Origin of the sequence: Streptomyces paromomycinus (assembly GCF_003865155.1) — a bacterium.
GTDB lineage: Bacteria > Actinomycetota > Actinomycetes > Streptomycetales > Streptomycetaceae > Streptomyces > Streptomyces chrestomyceticus.
In genome coordinates, this window is record NZ_BHZD01000001.1 from 3,310,990 (window position 1) to 3,332,125 (window position 21,136).

Consider the following 21,136-nt stretch of genomic DNA (forward strand, 5'->3'; position numbering starts at 1 on the left):
TCCGGCTGCGGTCCCGTACTCGCGGACCTGGCCGGGGCGGTGGTCCCGCCGGAAATGGCGGAGAGATCAGTTCATGGTTCCGGCGCGAAGAGATGTCTGTGACTCATGTCCGTCACGCCGATTCCGGAGCGTGCTCGCTTCTGCTCAGGCAACTGCTCCAAGCAGTTTGGGAGGCTCCCGGAAGAAAGGTGGTCCCGATGGGGGACACGGAGTACCGCGCCGCAGAGGCGTCACGTACTCACTTGAGGTTAACACTACCGGATCCAACAAACATTCCCCCTCTCGAAGACCGGCAATCGTCGATCACCCGGCGAGCGGCAGTACCGAGGTGCCCGCCGCGTCGAGGGCCAGCCGGTTGGCCGCCCACCCCTCGCCCGCGAGGCCGGCGACCTTGTCGGCCGCGTCCTCCTGGACCAGCGCGAGGACCGTGGGGCCCGCGCCGGAGACGACCGCGGGGACGCCGTCCGCCCGCAGCCGGTTCACCAGGGCCACGCTCTCGGGCATCGCGGGAGCACGGTACTCCTGGTGAAGTCGGTCCTCGGTCGCGGCCAGCAGCAGCTCGGGGCGCCTGGTCAGGGCCTCGACGAGCAGTGCGGCGCGGCCGGCGTTGGCCGCCGCGTCCACGTGCGGGACGGTCCGCGGCAGCAGGCCCCGCGCGGTCTCGGTGAGCACCGGCTTGCCCGGTACGAAGACCACCGGAACGATGGAATCGGCGGGATCCATCCTGATCGCGCGCGCCGATCCGGTATCGGTCCAGGCCAGCGTGAAGCCGCCGAGCAGGCAGGCGGCGACGTTGTCCGGGTGGCCCTCGATCTCGGTGGCCAGTTCCAGCAGCGCCGCGTCGTCCAGCTTCTGCTCGGCGCCTATGGTCACCGCGCGGGCGGCCACGATGCCCGCGCAGATCGCGGCGGAGGAGGAACCCAGGCCGCGGCCGTGCGGGATGCGGTTGGCGCAGACGATCTCCAGACCGCGCGGCTGCCCGCCGAGCAGGTCGAAGGCGGCGCGCAGGGACCGTACGAGCAGGTGGCTCTCGTCGCGCGGCAGGGTCTCGGCGCCCTCGCCGGCGATGTCGACGTGCAGGCCGGAATCGGCCACCCGCACCACGACGTCGTCGTACAGGCCCAGGGACAGCCCGAGGGCGTCGAAGCCGGGACCGAGATTGGCGCTGGTCGCGGGGGTGCGCACCCGGACGGCGGCGGCGCGGAACGCTGGACCGGCCATCGCTCGATGACTCTCCTTGATGTGATGCTGCGGCACTGCCCCGGAGCGCCGCGGCACCTGGGTGCCCGGCCGGCTCGTGGGGACCGTTCTGACCTGCCCTGCACACCACTGCGACATGCCGTGGGGAGGGGAGTTGGCTGCCAGCCTATCGAAGGAAGGTTCTGTGGCGACATAGGGCGCACAGGAGGCGCACGATGCGTGTCGCGCGCTGCCCGCGGCCCATGGCCGCCTTTGCAGCCTTTGCAGGGTTTGCTGCGTCCGAGGTTACGGGGTTCCTGCGGGCTCCGTAACCCCTTTTCGCGCGGTGTCGCACGTTCGGGGCGTACCCCCGGCCGCGGGGAACCGCGGCCGGGTGCGTCGCGCCCTCCGGGGGCGGACTACGCCAGGCCGAGTCGCTCGGCCGCGGCGTCCGCGTCGACCGGGACGGTGACCGGCTGCGGGGCGCCCGCGACGGCCCAGTCCGGGTCCTTGAGGCCGTTGCCGGTGACCGTGCAGACGATGCGCTGGCCCGGGTCGACCTTGCCCTCGTCGGCCGCCTTGAGCAGACCGGCCACCGAGGCGGCCGAGGCGGGCTCCACGAAGACGCCCTCCTGGGAGGCCAGCAGCCGGTAGGCGGCCAGGATCTGACGGTCGGTCACCTCGTCGATGGCGCCGCCGGACTCGTCCCGGGCGCGCTCGGCGAACTGCCAGGAGGCGGGGTTGCCGATCCGGATGGCCGTCGCGATCGTGTGCGGATCCTTGACGACTTCGCCACGTACGATCGGCGCGCTGCCGGACGCCTGGAAGCCCCACATCCGCGGGGTGCGCGCGGCGATGCCGTCCGCGGCGTACTCCTGGTAGCCCTTCCAGTACGCGGTGATGTTGCCCGCGTTGCCGACCGGCAGCACATGGATGTCCGGCGCGTCGCCCAGCATGTCGACGATCTCGAAGGCGGCGGTCTTCTGGCCCTCGATCCGTACCGGGTTGACGGAGTTCACAAGTGCGACGGGGTACCGCTCGGAGAGGCCCCGGGCCAGCGTCAGACAGTCGTCGAAATTCCCGTCGACCTGGAGGATCTTGGCGCCGTGCACCAGCGCCTGGCCCATCTTGCCCAGCGCGATCTTGCCCTGCGGCACCAGGACGGCGCACACCATCCCGGCCCGTACGGCGTACGCGGCGGCCGAGGCGGAGGTGTTGCCGGTGGAGGCGCAGATGACGGCCTTCGCACCCTCCTCCTTCGCCCGGGTGATGGCCATCGTCATGCCGCGGTCCTTGAAGGACCCGGTGGGGTTGGCGCCCTCTACCTTGAGATGCACCTCACAGCCCGTGCGCTCGGAGAGCACCTGGGCGGGCACCAGCGGCGTACCGCCCTCACGGAGCGTGACGACCTCGGTCGACGCGCCGACCGGCAGCCGGTCCCGGTACTCCTCGATGATTCCGCGCCACTGACGGCTCGCGGTGGAAATGGCAGACATGGGTTCCTTTACTCCCCTTCGACCCGCATGATGCTGGCGACGCCCCGGACCGTGTCCAGGTCGCGCAGCGCGCCGACGGTCGACGACAGGGCGGCGTCGGCCGCCCGGTGCGTGACGACGACGAGGGACGCCTCTCCCCCGTTGTCGGTCTCTCCGGAGCGGGCGGCACCCCCGTCCTTGCTCTGCTGGCGGACCGTGTCGATGGACACGCCGTGCTCGGCGAAGACCGTGGCGACCTGGGCGAGGACACCGGGCTTGTCGGCCACGTCCAGGCTGATGTGGTAGCGGGTGACCACGTCACCCATGGGGCCGACCGGCAGTTGCGTGTACGCGGACTCGCCCGGCCCGGTGGTCCCGGCCAGCTTGTTGCGGCAGACCGCCACCAGGTCGCCGAGGACCGCGGAGGCGGTCGGCGAGCCGCCCGCGCCGGGGCCGTAGAACATCAGCTGGCCGGCGGCCTCGGACTCGACGAACACCGCGTTGTACGCCTCGCGCACGGAGGCCAGCGGGTGCGTCAGCGGAATCATGGCGGGGTGCACGCGGGCCGTCACGGAGGCACCGTCGGCGGCCCGCTCACAGATCGCGAGCAGCTTGACCGTGCAGCCCATCCGCTTGGCGGAGGCGATGTCGGAGGCGGTGACCTCGGTCAGCCCCTCGCGGTGCACGTCGTCGATGGTCACCCGGGTGTGGAAGGCGATTCCGGCCAGGATGGCGGCCTTGGCGGCAGCGTCGAAGCCCTCGACGTCGGCGGTCGGGTCGGCCTCCGCGTACCCCAGGGCCGTGGCCTCGTCCAGCGCTTCCGAGTAACCCGCCCCGGTGCTGTCCATCTTGTCCAGGATGAAATTGGTCGTCCCGTTGACGATGCCGAGCACCCGGTTGACCTTGTCGCCGGCCAGCGACTCGCGCAGCGGCCGGACCAGCGGGATCGCGCCGGCCACGGCGGCCTCGTAGTACAGGTCGGCGCCGTTGGCCTCGGCGGCGGCGTGCAGCGCGGCACCGTCCGCGGCGACCAGCGCCTTGTTGGCCGAAACCACACTCGCACCGTGCTCGAACGCGGTGGTGATCAGCGTACGGGCGGGCTCGATGCCCCCGATGACCTCGACGACCACGTCGATGTCGTCCCGTTTGACCAGCTCTTTCGCATCCGTGGTGATCAGCTCGGCGGGAATGCCCGCGCGCACCCGGTCCGGGCGGCGCACCGCGATACCGGCCAGCTCGACCGGCGCGCCGATGCGGGCCGTGAGGTCGTCGGCGTGCGTCGTCATGATGCGCGCCACCTCTGAGCCGACCACTCCACAGCCCAGCAGCGCCACCTTCAGCGGACGCGTACGCATCATTCGACCTCTTTCGCTTTCCCTGCTCGGTCTGCACCAGTCTCACGCACCGGACCGGGAATTCCGGCCCCGGTCCGGATGCCGAGACATCTGTTCCACCATTGTCGGTCACCGGACGGGTGGCCCCGCCACCGGGCGCCGGGGCCGCCCACTCACCGGAGCAACGCCCCCGCGCCCTTGTGCCTGTACCCCCGGCTCACCCGACGTCGAGCCGCAGCAGGTCCTCCTCCGTCTCCCGCCGGACGATGACCCGCCCTTCGCCCGCCCGCACCGCGACCACCGGCGGACGCAGCGCGTGGTTGTAGTTGCTCGCCATCGACCGGCAGTACGCGCCGGTCGCGGGCACGGCGAGCAGGTCGCCGGGGGCCACGTCGGCGGGCAGGAACGCGTCCCGTACGACGATGTCGCCGCTCTCGCAGTGCTTGCCGACCACCCGCGAAAGCATCGGCGGCGCGTCCGAGGTACGCGAGGCCAGCGCCACGCTGTACTCGGCGTCGTACAGGGCCGTACGGATGTTGTCGGACATCCCGCCGTCGACGGAGACGTAGGTACGCAGCCCGTCCAGCTCCTTGACGGTGCCCACCTCGTACAGGGTAAAGGCGGTCGGCCCGACGATGGCGCGGCCCGGCTCCACGGACAGGCGCGGCACGCCGAGCCCGGCCGCCGCGCACTCCCGCGTCACGATGTCGCCCAGCGCCTTCGCGATCTCGTGCGGCTCGCGCGGGTCGTCGTCCGAGGTGTACGCGATCCCGAGCCCGCCGCCCAGGTCGATCTCCGGCAGCTCCACACCGTGCTCGTCCCGCACCTCGGTGAGCAGCTGCACCACGCGCCGCGCCGACACCTCGAACCCGGCCATGTCGAAGATCTGCGACCCGATGTGCGAGTGGATACCGGTCAGCTCCAGGCCGTCCAGCTTCAGCACCCGCCGTACGGCCTCCGCGGCCTGCCCGCCGGCCAGCGCGATCCCGAACTTCTGGTCCTCGTGCGCGGTGGCGATGAACTCGTGCGTATGGGCCTCCACGCCCACCGTCACCCGGATCTGCACCCGCTGCCGCTTGCCCAGCCGGTCCGCGACGTGCGCCACCCGCACGATCTCCTGGAACGAATCGAGCACGATCCGCCCGACCCCGGCCTCCACGGCCCGGGTGATCTCCTCGATGCTCTTGTTGTTCCCGTGCAGCGCGATCCGCTCGGCCGGCATCCCCGCCGCGAGCGCGGTGGCCAGCTCGCCACCACTGCACACATCGAGATTCATCCCCTCTTCCGCCAGCCACTTCACCACGGCCCGCGAGAGGAAAGCCTTTCCGGCGTAGAAGACGTCCGCCCCCTCCCCGAACGCCTCCTTCCAGGCCCGGCACCGGCCCCGGAAGTCGTCCTCGTCCAGGAAGTAGGCGGGCGTCCCGAACTCTTCGGCGAGCGCGGTCACGTCCATCCCGCCCATGGTGACCACCCCGTCGGCGGAGCGCTCGACCGTACGGGACCACACCCGCGGGTCGAGGCTGTTCAGGTCGGTGGGCGGAGCGGTGTAGTGCCCCTCGGGCAGGACGTCACCGTGACGGGGTCCTGCGGGGTGTGCGGAGCGGCTCATGGCGTGGAGGTTCCCCTCGGGTACTCGGGTACTCGGGTACGAGTACGGCGTCGCCGCGCGTACGGCGCCGCCGGACGGATCACAGACGTTCGGGCGGGCGTGGACGGCCGGGACGGGCGTGGACAGCCGAGGCGATCGTGGACCGCCGAGACGGTCGCGGACCGCCGGGACGGTCGCGGACCGCCGAGACGGCCTCGGACCGCCGAGACGGTCGCGGACCGCCGGGACAGCCTCGGACAGCGGGGACGGTCTCGGCCGATCGTTTCGTCACAGTCGTTCGGGTCACAGTCGTTCGGGCGTGGAGAGGCCGAGCAGGTGCAGGCCGTTGGCGAGCACCGTTCCGGCGGCTTCGGCGAGGGCCAGCCGGGCACGGTGCACGGCCGAGGGTTTCTCCTCCCCGACGGGCAGCGGCGGACACACGTCATGACATCGCAGCCAGGCGTCGGCGGTCACTTCCAGATGCCGCGCGACCCGATCGGGCGCCCGGTGCCGCGCGGCAGCCTCGACGACGCCGGGATACTCGGCCATCGCAGCCCAGACTTCCCGGACCTCCCGGACTTCCCACCCGCCGCCCTCAGTGGCCCCCACGTCCCCCGGCTCGCTCGCGAACCCCAACTGCCGGGCGTTACGCGTCATCGCACACGTACGCGCATACGCGTACTGCACCCGAAACCGCCCATTACTCTCCCGCTGCACCGGCCGCGCGGGAAGCCGCACCGCATCGTGCTGCGCGGCCCGCAACAGCACCCAGCGGGTTTCGTCGGGGCCCAGGCGGGCGGTGAGGGTGCGCCATTCTCGGGAGGTGGGGGTGGAGACGTCCCCCTCATGCCCTCCATGCTCGTAAAGAACGCCGTGCCCCGCGCGCTCGCGTCGAACGTCGCGCCCCTCAGACTCGCGAAAAACCCCATGCCCCTCAGACTCGTGACGAACCTCCACCGGCCGGGGACGAATCACCTCGACCCGCGCCTTCTCCCCCACCTCAGCGCTGCCCGGGCCCCCCACTCCCCCCGCAGGCAGAATCCGCCCCAAAGCCTCGACCACAACCGCGGCCCGCACGCCCTCCGCAGCCCGCAAACCCACCGACGCGCCCCCAGCCCCCGACACGAACCATTCCCCCTGCGCCCTGCCCTGCACCCTCCCCCGCGCCAACACCCTCCCCACAAGCTCGGCGCGGGCGGTTCGGGTCAACGTCACATTCAAGAATCCAGCGCCGGCGATCTCCACTCCCCCGACCCCGGGCACCTCCACCAGCCGCCGCCGCAGCACCTCCGCCACCTCGCGCGGCGACCGCCCGGCCTCCTTGGCGATCCGCAGCGCGACATTGCACGCGAGGTCGGTCTCGCCGCCTCCGCCTTCCCCCGGCACGGGCGCACGTACGACAACCCGCTCCGGAACCGTTACGGAGAGTTCCCCGTCAGCCACGGCGCCACGTACGGCGCGCTGGACGGCGCGGGAGAGCTCAGCGGGGGTCACACCCCCAGCGTATGGGAGAAACGGTCCCCCACCGCCACCACGTTTCACCCACCGGACGCCCCGGCGGCTCCGCACCCTCCGTCACCACCCGGCCCCCTCAGCCGGTCGGCCGCACCACGGACTCCGAACCCCCGCCGGCATCCGCATCGGTCCCGGCACCGGCACCGGCGTCCGCCTCACCGCCGCTGCCCGCCCCCTCCTCCATATCCGCCGTCCCCTCGCCCCCCTCTTCCCCGCCGCGGCTCATCAGCCGCCGCACCGTACGCACGAGGTCCATGGGCTCGAACGGCTTCGCCAGGAAGGCATCCACCCCCGCCGCCTGCCCGCTCTCCACCTCCGCCTGCGTACAGGCGGAGACGACAGCGAGCGGAATCTCCCGCGTCCGCGGATCGGCCCGCAGCCGCGCCGCCGTCTGCAGCCCGTCGAGCCGGGGCATCACCACATCGAGCGTCACCACATCGGGAGCGACCGTATGCACGATGTCCAGGCACTCGGCACCATCAGCCGCGGTCACGACCTCGAAGCCCTCCAGCTCGAGATTGACCCTGATCAACTGCCGGATGACCTTGTTGTCGTCGACCACAAGGACCCGGCCGGACAAGCCAGGCACACCTTGAGACTAGGCGCGCGCCTCCGGCTGCGTCCGGGTTTTCCCCACTTCCGCCCCCGTGCGAGGGACCTTTCCCCGACCACCCCCACCCCCACTCCCCCATGCGCTACGCCGCCCTCCCCCGACCCGTTCATGAACACCCCTCCGGAGCTGGTAGTGTTCTACCCGTCGCCGCAAGCAGCGGCAGACACGCCCCCGTAGCTCAGGGGATAGAGCAACGGCCTCCGGAGCCGTGTGCGCAGGTTCGAATCCTGCCGGGGGCACTCGCCGGGACACCTGCCAAAGTTGGTATGTGACCAGGGCGGATGCCGACAGAAGAGGGCGGGAGTCAGTTTCACTGACTCCCGCCCTCTCTCATTGCCTCTCGGTGTTCACGCACCATCTGCGATACACGCGCCACGCTCCGGGCCCGCGCCTCCAGCGTCGCTTGCCACCCCATCGCGCTGCCTTGACCGGCCGAGCCCTTCCCCGGCACTTGCTGTATGACAGCCGTACTACGGGACTGTGGAAGGAGGAACGACGGCCCCTGAAACGCGAGGAAAGAAAGCCAAGTCAGCCGCAACCCGTACGAAGCGGGGCGAGGCAAGCGTTGCGCGCGGCAGGACGACCAAGACGCCTTCGGCCGGCAAGGCCGTGAAAGCCGTGAAGTCTGATCAGTACCGTGCCCTACCCCAAAAAGGCAGCTGTTCCCGCTCCACAGAAGTGGCGCAGGCCAGGCTGAGGCCCGACGAAATGGCGGACCTGCGACTGGTTATGCAGTCTCTAGATCTGCCGTCGGTCTCCGATGCGCTTCGAGAGGGACTCCGCTTGCTCTCACGCGAGGCAGCAGAGGTGGCAGCCTCTGAGGAGATTCGATCCTTCTGCCAAGGGGCCCCCGCCCCAGCTCCCGCAGGTGTACTGCCTGCCACAGCAGAGGAGTTGGCGGCAGGAGACGAAATCGAATGGTGAACCCTGGCACTGCATTGCGCGGTGAGGTCTGGGGATGTGTGCCGCCGAGCCCCATCGGCTGGGTGGAGGACCGCATCCGTATGATCCTGGGACTGTCATAAGGCATCCTCAGCGCTGGAAGGGCGGTCCGATTCCTCGGACCGCCCTTCCAGCCTTTGTACCGTCGCTACGCAGAGTCCCCCTCTTCCGTCCGGCGGCCGGACGACGCACGGCGAGGGGGCGGTGGGGGTGTTTTCCCACGTCACGCCTCCTGGCCTCTCCCCCGGTCCGACGTCGGCCACACGTACGGCAGCCCTTCCGGTACGTCGGGGAAGAGGGTGCGGTAGTGCTCCGGAGCCTTGGTGACCAGGGCCGACTGGTGGCTGCGGTGGAAAGCCGGGTCGCCCAGCCAGTTCGGGAGGTCGCCGGAGGCGGAGAGTTCGGGGTAGGTGCGTACAGGGGTGCGGGGGTGGTGGGTGGTGAAGTCTTGGGTGAGGGTGGTGGCGCAGGTGTCCTGGCGGCCGGTGGCGGTCCATTCGCGGCACATTTCGAGGCCGTACCGGACGAGTGCTTCCTCGTAGCCCTGCCACATGCGGACGGCCGGGTGGTGCCGCCAGCCGTAGCCGGGGACGGTGAGGCCGCGCAGGACCTGGAGGGTCTCCACCCGCTGCTTCCCGAGTCGGCGCGCGTCGAGGACGGCGGCGGAGGCGGCGAAGTCGGGGTACGGGAGGAAGGTCTGCACGGTACAGGTGTAGCCCCTGCGCGCCTCCCGCGCAGGGGCGGTTGCTTCGGATGGCCCAGTGGCGGGGCGCCGGATGGCCGGGGGGGCGGAGCGCCGGATGGCCGGGGGGGCGGAGCGCCGGATGGCCGGGGGGCGGGGCGCCGGGTGGCCCAGTGGCGCGACGCCCCGTGGTCCGGTGGCGCGGCGCCCCGCACGGGTTACGGCAGCAGGTCGGACAGTGGTGCGTCGGGAGTGGCGACGGCCGCGGTCAGCAGGGTGATGAGGGACGCCGCCATCCCCTCCACCGTCGCCCGCTCGAACAGGTCGGTGTTGTACTCCACGAATCCGTCGAGGCCCTCGGGCGTGCCTTGGGGGGCGCGCTGTTCGGTGAGGCCGATGGAGAGGTCGAAGTGGGCGACGTGCAGGTCGACGGGTTCGAGGCGGGCGTGGTTGCCGCCGAGGGTGAAGTGGCGTTCGGGGGCGTTGTCGAGGGTGAGGAGGGTCTGGAAGAGGGGGTGGCGGGCGGTGGAGCGGGCCGGGTTGAGGGCTTCGACGAGTTGTTCGAAGGGGAGGTCCTGGTGGGCCCAGGCGGCGAGGTCGGTGTCGCGGACGCGGGCGAGGAGGTCGCGGAAGGTGGGGTCGCCCGAGGTGTCCGTACGGAGGACGAGGGTGTTGACGAAGAAGCCCACCAGGTCGTCCAGGGCCTGGTCGGTGCGGCCGGCGACGGGGCTGCCGAGGGGGATGTCGGTGCCGGCGCCGAGGTGGGTGAGGAGGGTGGCGAGGCCGGCCTGGACGACCATGTAGAGGCTGGTGCCGGTGTCGCCGGCCAGGGTGTGGAGGCCCTGGTGGAGGTCGGCGGGGAGGTGGATGGGGAACATGTCGCCCTGGTAGGTGGTGACCTCCGGGCGGGCATGGTCGAGAGGCAATCGGATGTCGGCGGGGAGGCCGGCCAGCTCCCGGCGCCAGAAATCGAGCTGGCGGCTGTATGTGCTGTCGGGGTCGGCCGGGTCGCCGAGGAAGTCCTGTTGCCAGAGGGTGTAGTCGGCGTACTGGACGGGGAGCGGGGACCACTGCGGCTCCTCGCCCGCACTGCGCGCGTCGTAGGCGGCGGCGAGGTCGCGGGAGAGCGGGGCCATGGACCAGCCGTCGCCCGCGATGTGGTGCAGGAGCAGGAGGAGGACGTGCTCGTCGGGGCCGGTGGCGAAGAGGGTGGCCCGCAGGGGGTGTTCGGCGGTGATGTCGAAGGAGTGGGTGGCGGCTGCGTGCAGGGCGGGGGCCAGGCCGTCGGGGTCCGTCTCGACGACGGTGAGCAGGTCGCGGCCGGAGTCGGGCGGCAGGATGATCTGCTGGGCGGCGCGGGCGCGGCGGGGGAAGACGGTGCGCAGGCTCTCGTGCCGGGCGACGAGGTCGCCGAGGGCGGCCCTTAGGGCGTCGTGGTCGAGTTTGCCGGAGAAGCGCAGGGCGAGCGGGATGTTGTAGGTGGGGCTGGGGCCTTCGAGGCGGTGCAGGAACCAGAGCCGGCGCTGGGCGTAGGACAGGGGTACGGCTTCGGGGCGTACCGCGGGCCTGACCGGCGGGCGGGCCTGGGCGGTGGCGGAGTCCAGGCGCTGGACGAGGGCGGCGACGGTGGGGGCCTCGAAGAGGGCGCCGATGGGCAGTTCGACGCCGAGGGCGGTGCGGATGCGGCTGATCAGGCGGGTCGCCATCAGGGAGTGGCCGCCGAGGACGAAGAAGCTGTCGTCGATGCCGACGCGGGGGACGCGCAGCACGTCGGCGTACAGCCCGCAGAGGATCTCTTCCTTCGGGGAGCGGGGGCCGCGGCCGCCGAGTTCGGAGCGGGGGTCGGGGGCGGGCAGGGCCTTGCGGTCGACCTTGCCGTTCGGGGTGAGCGGCATGGTGTCGAGCGCCACGACGGCGGACGGCACCATGTAGGCGGGGAGGCGGTCGCGCAGGTGGCGGCGGAGGGCGGTGGCGTCGAAGGCTTCCCGGGAGACGGGGACGAGGTGGGCGACCAGGCGTGCGTCGCCCGGGGTGATCTCGCGCAGGTTGACGGTGGCCTGGGCGACGGCGGGGTGGGAGTCCAGGACGGTCTCGATCTCGCCGAGTTCGATGCGGAAGCCGCGCATCTTGACCTGGGAGTCGGCACGGCCGATGTAGTCGAGGTGGCCGTCGGCGGTCCAGCGGACCAGGTCGCCGGTGCGGTACATGCGGGCGCCGGGGGCGCCGAAGGGGTCGGGGACGAAGCGTTCGGCGGTAAGGGCGGGGCGGTTGAGGTAGCCGCGGGCCGGGCCGGTGCCGCCTACGTACAGTTCGCCGGTCACCGAGGGGGCGACGGGGCGCAGGGCGCTGTCGAGGACGTAGACGCGCATGTTGTCCATGGGGCGTCCGATGGGGACCGTTCCGGCGATCCGCCGGGGTGCGCGCAGCGCGTGGTACGTGGCCGCCATGGTGACCTCGGTGGGCCCGTAGACATTGCAGACGCGGGTGTCGGGGCAGGCGTCGAGGATCTTCTGTACGGCGGACGGGGAGGCGGCCTCGCCGCCCGTCCAGACCTGCCGGACGCCCGCGAGCGCGCCGGGGCACTCCTCGGCGAGCAGGTTGAACAGGGCGGTGGTGAGGAGGACGGCGGTGATGCGGTGGGTGGTGAGCAGGGTGCGGTAGTCGTCGGGGGTGAGGTCGCCGGGCGGGGCCATGACGAGGTGGCCGCCGTTGAGGAGCGGGACCCACAGGTCGAAGGTGGAGGCGTCGAACGCGGTGGAGGCGTGGCCGAGCACGGTGTGCCGGGCGCCGTCGGGGCCGTCCTCGGCCCAGCAGTGGTCGGCGGCCAGGGCCACCACGTCGCCCTGGGTGACGGCGATGCCCTTGGGCGCGCCGGTCGAGCCGGAGGTGTACATGACGTACGCGACGGAGTCGGCGTACGCGGCGGGCACGGCGAAGTCGGTGGCGGGGAGGTCCGCCGCCGTCTCCGCGCAGGCGTCGACGGCCAGGGCCGGGACGCCGGGGAGGTAGGCGGCGGCCGGCAGGTCCCGCTGGGTGAGGACGACGACGGCCTCGGTCTCGGCGGCGATCAGCCGCATCCGGGCGGCCGGGTAGCGCTTGTCGAGCGGTACGTACACGCCGCCCGCCTTGAGGACGGCGAGGATGGCGACGACCAGGTCGGCGGAGCGGTCCAGGAGGACGGCGACGCGGCGTTCGGCGCCGACTCCGTACGCGTCGGCCAGGTGCCGGGCGAGGCGGTTGGCGCGGGCGTTCAGCTCGGCGTAGGTGAGGGTGGTGTCCTGGAAGGTGAGGGCGGGCGTGTCCGGTGCTTCGGCCACCCTGGCTTCGAACGCCGCGGCGAGGGAGGTGCGCCGGAGCGGCCGGTCGGTGGCGTTGACCTCGCCGAGCAGCAGGGCCCGTTCGTCGGCGGTCAGGACGTCGAGGTGGGCGAGCGACTGGTCGGGGTCGGCGGTCACCGCGTCGAGCAGGGCGACGAAGCGGGCGGCCAGCGCCTCGACCGTACGCCGGTCGAAGAGGTCGGTGCTGTACTCGATCGCGCCGTCCATGCCGGGCCGTTCGCCGTGCGCGCCGCGCCGTTCGGTCAGGAAGACGGACAGGTCGAAGCGGGCGGCGTCGACGTGGACGGGCTCGGTGCGGGCGGCGTGGCCGCCCAGGGTGAACTGCCCTTCGGGCGCGTTGTCGAGGGTGAGCATGGTCTGGAAGAGGGAGTTGCGGGCCGCCGAGCGCACCGGGTTGAGGGCTTCGACGAGCTGCTCGAACGGGAGGTCCTGGTGGGCCCAGCCGGTGAGGGCGGTGCTCCGGACGCGCTGGAGCAGTTCGCGGAAGGTCGGGTCGCCGGAGGTGTCCGTCCGCAGCACGAGGGTGTTGACGAAGAAGCCGATGTGGTCGTCCAGCGCCTGGTCGGTGCGGCCCGCGACGGGGCTGCCGAGCGGGATGTCGGTGCCGGCGCCGAGGCGGGTGAACAGGGTGGCCAGGCCCGCCTGAAGGACCATGTAGAGGCTGGTGCCGGTCTCGCCCGCGAGGGCGTGCAGGCGCTGGTGCAGCCGCGCCTGGATCTCCCAGGTGATCGAGTCGCCGCGGAAGGAGGCGCGCTGCGGCCGCGGGCGGTCGAAGGGCAGGGCGATCTCCTCGGGGAGGCCCTTCAGCTGCTCGCGCCAGTAGGCGATCTGGCGTCCGTAGACGCTGTCGGGGTCTTCGGGGTCGCCGAGGAAGTCCCGCTGCCACAGGGTGTAGTCGGCGTACTGGACGGGCAGCGGCGTCCACTGCGGGGCCCGTCCGGCGCGGCGCGCGTCGTACGCGGTCGCCACGTCGCGGGAGAGCGGCGCCATCGACCAGCCGTCCCCGGCGACGTGGTGGAGCAGCAGGAGCAGGACGTTCTCGTCCGGGCCGACGCGGAAGAGCTGCACGTGCAGCGGCAGGTCGGCGGTCAGGTCGAAGCGGTGCCGGGCGCCTTCCTTGAGGAGCGCGCGGAACGCCTCCGGGTCGCCGGGGACGTCCTCGGTGACGGTGAGGATGTCGAAGGCGTCCGGGTCGGTGGCCGGGTCGAGGACGACCTGCTGCGGGGTGCCGCCGGTCTCGCAAAAGACGGTGCGCAGGCTCTCGTGCCGGGCGAGCAGGTCGCCGAGGGCGGCGCGCAGCGCGTCCTCGTCCACCGGGCCGTCGATGCGCAGCATGAGGGGGATGTTGTAGGTGGGGCTGGGGCCTTCGAGGCGGTACTGGAACCACAGGCGGCGCTGGGCGTACGACAGCGGCAGCACCTCGGGGCGCGGCACGGTCCGCAGGGCGCCCCGGGTGCGCGCGGTGGACAGGCCGAGGCGTTCGACCAGGGCTTCGACGGTGGGGGCCTCGAAGAGGGCGGCAATGGGCAGTTCCACGCCGAGGACCGCGCGGACGCGGCTGACCAGGCGGGTGGCGAGCAGGGAGTGGCCGCCGAGGGCGAAGAAGTCGTCGTCGATGCCGACGTCCGGGACGCCGAGGAGGTCGGCGTACAGCTCGCACAGGATCTCCTCCTGCGGCGAGCGCGGGGCCCGGGCGCCCGCGTCGGCTCCGGTGCGGGCCGGGTCGGGGGCGGGCAGGGCCCTGCGGTCCACCTTGCCGTTCGGGGTCAGCGGCAGCGCGTCGAGGACCGTGATCACGGACGGCACCAGGTATGCGGGCAGCCGGGCGAGCAGGTCGCGGCGGAGGTCGGCGGCGAGGGTCTGCCGGGCGGCGTCCTCGGCGGGCACGACGTAGCCGGTCAGGCGGAGGTCGCCGGTGCGGTCGGCGCGCGCCGCCACGGCGGCCTGGCGTACGGCCGGGTGGGCGCCGAGCGCCTGCTCGACCTCGCCCGGTTCGATGCGGTGGCCGCGTACCTTGACCTGGTCGTCGACGCGGCCGACGAACTCCAGCTCGCCGTCGGTCCGGCGCCGTACGAGGTCGCCGGTGCGGTACATCCGGGCGCCCGCCGGGCCGAACGGGCAGGCCACAAAGCGTTCGGCGGTCAGCGACGGGCGGCCGAGGTAGCCACGGGCCAGGCCCGAGCCCGCGAGGTAGAGCTCTCCCGCACCGCCGTCCGGCACCGGCCGCAGCAGCGCGTCGAGCACGAACAGCCGTACGTCGCCGATCGGCGCGCCCAGCGCGGGCAGCGTCCGGCCGGACAGCGGTTCGCCGACGGTGGCGCACACGGTGGCTTCGGTCGGGCCGTACGCGTTGACCATGCGGCGGCCGGGCGACCAGCGTTCCACCAGGTCGGCGGGGCAGGCCTCGCCCGCCACGACCAGCGAGACGACGCCGGGCAGCGTCTCCTTCGGCGGCAGGGCGGCCAGGACCGACGGCGGCAGGGTGGCGTGGGTGACGCGCCGCTCGGCGAGCAGGTCCTCCAGTCCGGCGCCCGGCAGCAGCCGCTCCCCCGGCGCCATGACCAGGGCGGCGCCCGCCAGCCAGGTCACGCACATCTCGGAGACCGACGCGTCGAAGCTGGGTGAGGCGAACTGGAGCACCCGGCTCTCCCCCGTCACCGCGAACCGCTCGGCCTGCGCGGCGGCCAGCGCGGCGAGACCGGTGTGGGAGACCACGACGCCCTTCGGCGTGCCCGTCGAGCCGGAGGTGTGGATCACGTACGCCGGGTGGGCCGGGCGCAGGCCGGTCACGGGGTCGGTGTCCGGATACGCCGACAGGTCCGACAGGTCCCGGCGCAGCGCCGCGGCGTCCAGGACGAGGGCGGGCGCGGTGTCGGCCAGGACGAAGGCGCGCCGTTCGGCGGGGTAGTCCGGGTCGACGGGTACGTAGGCGCCGCCCGCCTTCAGGACGGCGAGCAGCGCGACGGCCAGCTCGGCCGAGCGCGGCAGCACCACGGCCACCAGCGCCTCCGGGCCCACGCCCTGGCCGGTCAGCCAGTGCGCGAGGCGGTTGGCGCGGGCGTTCAGCTCGCGGTAGGTGAGGGAGATGTCCTCGAAGACCAGGGCCGTGGCGTCCGGCGTACGGGCCGCCTGCTCGGCGAACAGTCCGGGCAGGGTGCTGTGCCGCACCGCCGGCCGGGCGGCCGACGCGTGCCGCCGCAGCCGCTCGTGCTCCTCGGTGGTCAGGACGTCGAGGTGGGCGAGCGGTACGTCCGGGGTGGCGACGGCCGTCTCCAGGACGCGGACGAGCCGGTCGGCGAGCGCGGCGACCGTGGAGCGGTCGAAGAGGTCGGTGCTGAACTCCACGAAGCCGTCCAGGCCGCGCGGTTCGCCCTGCGGGCCCTGGCGCTCCCACAGGCTGAGGAAGAGGTCGTACTTGGCGGTGCCGGTGCTGACCAGCTCGGTGCGGGTGCGGACGCCGAGCCGGTCGAAGCCGCCCTCGGGGGCGTTCTGCACGGCGGCGACCACCTGGAACAGGGGCTGCCGGCCCGCCGACCGCACCGGGTTGAGGGCTTCCACCAGCTGCTCGAAGGGCAGGTCCTGGTGGGACCAGGCGGCGAGGTCGGTGTCGCGGACGCGGCGCAGCAGGTCGCGGAAGGTCGGGTTGCCGGAGGTGTCCGTCCGCAGCACGAGGGTGTTGACGAAGAAGCCCACCAGGTCGTCCAGGGCCTGGTCGGTGCGGCCCGCGACGGGGCTGCCGAGCGGGATGTCGGTGCCGGCGCCGAGGCGGGTGAGCAGGGCCGCCAGGCCCGCCTGCACGATCATGAACAGGCTGGTGCCGGTGTCGCGTGCCAGGGCGTGCAGGTCCGCGTGCAGGGCGGCGGAGAGTTCCAGGTCCAGCGCGTCGCCCCGGTACGTCGCACGCCGGGGGCGCGGGCGGTCGTACGGGAGCGCGATCTCCTCGGGGAGGCCGGTCAGTTGCCGTGTCCAGTAATCGAGTTCCCGCGCTTGGACACTGGCGGGGTCCTGGGGGTCGCCGAGGAAGTCCCGCTGCCAGAGGGTGTAGTCGGCGTACTGGACCGGCAGCGGGGCCCACTGCGGGGCCCGGCCCTGGCGCCGCGCGTCGTACGCCGCCGCCAGGTCGCGGGAGAGCGGCGCCGACGACCAGCCGTCGCCCGCGATGTGGTGCAGCAGCAGGAGCAGCACGTGCGCGTCGGGCCCGGTCTGGAACAGCGTTGCCCGGAGCGGCAGTTCGGCGGCGATGTCGAAGGTGTGGCGGGTGGCCTCGCGGAGCAGGCGCCGTACGTCGTCGGGGCCGGTCCGCACCACGGAGAGCACGGACGGCAGTCCGGCCAGGTCGTCCGTGCCGAGGACGACCTGGTGCGGGGTGCCGCCGGCCGTCTCGTGGAAGACCGTGCGCAGGCTCTCGTGCCGGGTGAGCAGGTCGCCCAGCGCGGCGCGCAGCGCGTCGTGGTCCAGCGCGCCGGACAGGTGCAGCGCGGTCGGGACGTTGTACGTGGCGCTCGGCCCCTCCAGCCGGTGCAGGAACCACAGGCGGCGCTGGGCGTACGAGAGCGGCAGCACGTCGGGGCGCGGGACCGGCCGCAGGGCCGGGCGGCTCCCGGAGGCGGCGGCGTCGACGTGCCCGGCGAGCGCGGCGACGGTGGGTGCCTCGAACACGGCGGTGATCGGCAGGTCCACGTCCAGGGCGGTGCGGATGCGGCCGATCAGGCGGGTGGCGAGCAGCGAGTGGCCGCCCAGGGTGAAGAAGTTGTCGTCGATGCCGACCTGCGGCAGGCCGAGGATGTCGGCGTACAGCTCGCACAGCACGCCCTCGCGCGGGGTGCGCGGCGCCCGGCCGCCGGTGCCGTCGCCGAGGTGGGCCGGGTCGGGCGCGGGCAGCGCGGCGCGGTCGACCTTGCCGTTGGGCGTCAGGGGCAGGGTGTCCAGCGCGACGAGGGCGGACGGGACGAGGTGGGCGGGCAGCCGGTCGCGCAGGTGCCGGTGGAGGTCGGTGACCAGGGCGGCGGTGGTCAGGGCCGCGCCGGGGTCGGTGGTGTGGCCGGCGAGCGGGCCGGTGAGGTCGCCGGCCGGGCGGCAGAGGCCGACGGGGGCCGCCGAGGCGAGGTCGTCCTGCGGCGCGAAGAGAAGGTCGTAGTGGCCTTCCGGGCTGTCGGGCGCCCAGGTGGCGGCCGCCCACAGGCCGAGGCGGGCGCCCAGTCCGGTGAGCTGCTCGGGTTCGGCTCCGGCGGTGGTGCCGGTGGCGGCCAGCCTGGAGCGCGCCTCGGCCACCGGCAGGCCCGCCGTGACGGCGGCCTCGGCCGCCGCTTCGCCCGCCAGGCGCGGGTTGGGCACCCCGGTCAGGCGCAGCCGCTGTCCGGGCCGGTCGCGCAGGGCCTGTTCGAGGGTGGTCTCGTCGGTGACGTCCCGGCCCCAGACCAGGCTGGGGGCATCAGCGAAGGAGACCGTACGGGCGGGCCGCTTGTGCAGGACGGCGTCGTAGCGGTGGCGGGTCAGCTCGTTGTGGTGGCGGGTGCCCTTGAGCTGGAGGGCGGTGTCCGTCACGTCCGGCAGTTCGGCGGGCAGCGCGGCGAAGAAGTCCGGGTCGACCAGGAGTTCCTTCTCCAGGCGGACGCTCTGGTCGATCACTGCGCCGAGGGCGTCCGGCTCGGTGTCCGCTGCGGCGCGGTGCAGTTCGACGGCCGTACGGAAGAGCCGGAGCAGGCGCCGGTTGCGGAGGTCGCCGACGAAGACCCGGCCGCCGGGGGCCAGCAGGTCCACGGCGTTGCGCAGGACGCGCAGGAAGTAGGCGGCGTTGGGGAAGTACTGGGTGACCGAGTTGATCACGATGGTGTCGAAGTACCCGGTGGGCAGGCCCTCGGTCACATCGGCGGGCCGGCAGCTCAGCTCGACCTTGCCCGCCAGCTCCGGTACGGCGGCGACCTGGCGGCGCAGCCGCTCGACGGCCGGGGCGGAGAAGTCCGCTCCCCAGTACGCCTCGCAGGCGGGCGCCACCTGCGACAGCAGCAGGCCGCTGCCGACGCCCATCTCCAGCACCCGGCGGGGCTTGAGCGCGAGGATGCGCCGGACGGTCTCGGCGCGCCAGTCGCGCATCTCGGCGACGGGGATCGGGGTGCCGTCGTAGCTGCTGTTCCAGCCGCCGAAGTCCTCGCCGAACGGCGGCTCGTCGTCCTGCGCCTTGGCCTCGTCGGCGTAGACCAGGTCGTGCATCTCCTGCCACTCACCGACCTGGTGCGCGTCGGCCCCGGCGTCCGGCGCGGGGCCGTCGGCCGGTACGACGTAGCCGACCAGGCGGACGTCGCCGGGCCGGTCCTCGCGGGCGGTGACCACGGCCTGCCCGACCGCCGGGTGCGCGCCGAGCACCTGCTCGACCTCGCCCGGCTCGACGCGGTGGCCGCGCACCTTGACCTGGTCGTCGGCGCGGCCGACGAACTCCAGCTCGCCGTCGGCCCGGCGGCGCACCACGTCGCCGGTGCGGTACATCCGCGCGCCCGCCGCCCCGAACGGGCAGGCCACGAACCGCTCCGCCGTCAGCCCGGAGCGGCCGAGGTAGCCGCGGGCCAGGCCGGAGCCGGTGACGTACAGCTCGCCGGTGCCGCCGTCCGGCACGGGGCGCAGCGCCGCGTCGAGCACGTACAGGCGCACATCGGCGACCGGTGTGCCGAGGGCGGGCACCACGCGGCCGGACAGCGGCGCGCTCACCGACGCGCACACCGTGGTCTCCGTCGGGCCGTACGCGTTGACCAGGCGCCGCCCGGCCGACCAGCGTTCGGCCACGTCCGGCGGACACGCCTCGCCCGCCACCGCCAGGGCGGTGATCTGCGGGAGGGTGGTGTCCGGCGGGAGGGCGGCCAGGACGGACGGCGGCAGGGTGGCGTGGGTGACGCGCTGTTCGGCGACCAGTCCGGCGAGGCCCGCGCCGGGCAGCAGACGGGCGGCGGGCGCCATGACGAGGGCGGCGCCGGTCAGCCAGGCGACGCAGAACTCGGCGACGGACGCGTCGAAGCTGGGTGAGGCGAACTGGAGCACCCGGCTCTCCCCCGTCACCGCGAACCGCTCGGCCTGCGCGGCCGCCAGCCCGGCGAGGCCCGCGTGCGGGACGACGACGCCCTTCGGCGTGCCCGTCGAGCCGGAGGTGTAGATGAGGTAGGCGGCGTGGGCGGGGGTAAGGCGCACGCCGGGGTCGGTCGCGGGGTGGCCGGACAGGTCGCGGGGCAGGGCCTCCTCGTCGAGGACGAGGACCGGGGCCGCGTCGTCGAGGATGTAGGCGCGGCGGGCCTGGGGGTACTCCGGGTCGACGGGTACGTACGCGCCGCCCGCCTTAAGGACGGCGAGCAGGGCGACCGCCAGCTCCACCGAACGCGGCAGGACCAGCGCCACACGGGTCTCCGGGCCCACGCCCTGCCCGGTGAGCCAGCGCGCCAGCCGGTTGGCCCGTGCGTCCAGTTCGCGGTACGTCAGGGTGGTGCCCTCGAAGACCAGCGCCGTGGCGTCCGGAGTGCGGGCCGTCTGCCGGGCGAAAAGTTCCGGGAAGGGCTCGGCGGAAACGGAACCCGCCGCCTGCGTCATGTCGTTCACTGGTCCTCCACTCGTCGGCCGGCGCCTGGAGCGGGCCGTTCAAAAGGTGCGAAAGCGCTGATGGGGGTGGCTTGCCCGGTCCGTGGCCGCACTGGAAGGGTGATCTCCGTGACGGGGACGGGCGGACAGCCGACGGCAGTGGTGGCGGGGACGGACGAGGTGCTCGGGCCGGTCCCGGCGTACGAGCGGCTGCTCACCGGCGTGGAGCGGCGGCGCGCGGACGCGTTCCTGACCCCGGCTCTGCGGGCCGACTTCGTCGCCGCGCATGTCCTCGTCCGGCTCTGCGCCGCCCGGCTGCTGGACCGGCCGGCGGGCTCCCTCGTACTGGAGCAGCGGTGTCCCGGCTGCGGCTCCGGCGAGCACGGCAGGCCGGGTCTCGCCGGGCTGCCGCAGGTGTACGTGAGCCTGTCGCACACGACGGGCGTGGTGGCCGCCGTGGCGGGCCACGAGCCGGTCGGCGTGGACGTGGAGCGGCGGACGCTGCCGGACAGCGTGCGCGGCGCGGCGGGCCGGGTGCTGAGCGCGGCCGAGCGGGCGGCGATGCGCGAACACGCCGACCCGGACGCGTACTTCCTGCGCCAGTGGGTGCGCAAGGAGTGCTTCGTGAAGCTGGGCAGGACGACACTGGGCGGGCTGGCCGCGCTGGACCTCTCGGGGCTTCCCGACGAAAGCGATGTCCCGTCCCGCCACGGCGACCTGTACGTGCTCGACCACACGGACGCGCGCCGGGACGCCGTGGCGGCCGTGGTGAGCACGGCGCGCCCCCGCATCGGGGCGGCCGTCCCGCACACCGGCCCGAAGCACCCCGCCGGCCCGGAACACCCCGCTGGCCCCGAATGCCCCGCTGGCCCCGAACACCCCGCTGACCTGCAACGTCGCAGCACCTGACCGC

General features: G+C 73.3%; 9 protein-coding genes and 1 tRNA gene. 2 read left to right on the forward strand and 8 right to left on the reverse strand.

Annotated features, from left to right (window positions below; all coding sequences use genetic code 11):
- Positions 1–303: 303 nt before the first annotated feature.
- The 6 genes from thrB to OEIGOIKO_RS13420 form a co-directional block, all read right to left on the reverse strand.
- The gene (gene thrB, locus OEIGOIKO_RS13395; protein ID WP_125054241.1) at positions 304–1,221 is read right to left on the reverse strand and encodes a homoserine kinase; all 918 of its coding nucleotides are present in this window, start codon (positions 1,219–1,221) and stop codon (positions 304–306) included.
- A gap of 377 nt (positions 1,222–1,598) precedes the next feature.
- Positions 1,599–2,675 carry a threonine synthase gene (gene thrC, locus OEIGOIKO_RS13400; RefSeq protein ID WP_125054242.1) on the reverse strand — a complete coding sequence of 359 codons (1,077 nt, stop codon included), beginning with the start codon at positions 2,673–2,675 and terminating at the stop codon, positions 1,599–1,601.
- 8 nt (positions 2,676–2,683) lie between these two features.
- Positions 2,684–4,012, reverse strand: coding sequence for a homoserine dehydrogenase (locus OEIGOIKO_RS13405; RefSeq protein ID WP_125054243.1), 1,329 nt, complete (start codon positions 4,010–4,012; stop codon positions 2,684–2,686).
- A gap of 193 nt (positions 4,013–4,205) precedes the next feature.
- Positions 4,206–5,597: a diaminopimelate decarboxylase gene (gene lysA / locus OEIGOIKO_RS13410; RefSeq protein ID WP_125054244.1), complete on the reverse strand. Its 1,392-nt coding sequence runs from the start codon at positions 5,595–5,597 to the stop codon at positions 4,206–4,208.
- Between the two features lie 282 nt (positions 5,598–5,879).
- Positions 5,880–7,070 (reverse strand): ArgS-related anticodon-binding protein NrtL, encoded by a 1,191-nt coding sequence (gene nrtL, locus OEIGOIKO_RS13415; RefSeq protein ID WP_125054245.1) that lies wholly within the window; start codon positions 7,068–7,070, stop codon positions 5,880–5,882.
- 97 nt (positions 7,071–7,167) lie between these two features.
- Positions 7,168–7,680, reverse strand: coding sequence for a response regulator (locus tag OEIGOIKO_RS13420; RefSeq protein ID WP_125054246.1), 513 nt, complete (start codon positions 7,678–7,680; stop codon positions 7,168–7,170).
- Positions 7,681–7,871: 191 nt separating this feature from the next.
- Here OEIGOIKO_RS13420 and OEIGOIKO_RS13425 point away from each other — a divergent pair.
- Positions 7,872–7,943: transfer RNA gene (locus OEIGOIKO_RS13425), tRNA-Arg, on the forward strand.
- A gap of 926 nt (positions 7,944–8,869) precedes the next feature.
- Here the strand turns inward: OEIGOIKO_RS13425 and OEIGOIKO_RS13435 are convergent.
- Positions 8,870–9,349, reverse strand: a complete 480-nt coding sequence (locus tag OEIGOIKO_RS13435) for an MSMEG_6728 family protein (RefSeq protein WP_125054247.1) — start codon at positions 9,347–9,349, stop codon at positions 8,870–8,872.
- 197 nt (positions 9,350–9,546) lie between these two features.
- Complete coding sequence (locus OEIGOIKO_RS13440; RefSeq protein ID WP_125054248.1) at positions 9,547–20,244, reverse strand: non-ribosomal peptide synthetase; 10,698 nt, start codon at positions 20,242–20,244, stop codon at positions 9,547–9,549.
- A 108-nt stretch (positions 20,245–20,352) separates the two neighbouring features.
- Between OEIGOIKO_RS13440 and OEIGOIKO_RS13445 the strand changes: the two genes are divergently transcribed.
- Complete coding sequence (locus tag OEIGOIKO_RS13445) at positions 20,353–21,132, forward strand: 4'-phosphopantetheinyl transferase family protein (RefSeq protein WP_218039991.1); 780 nt, start codon at positions 20,353–20,355, stop codon at positions 21,130–21,132.
- Positions 21,133–21,136 lie beyond the last annotated feature (4 nt).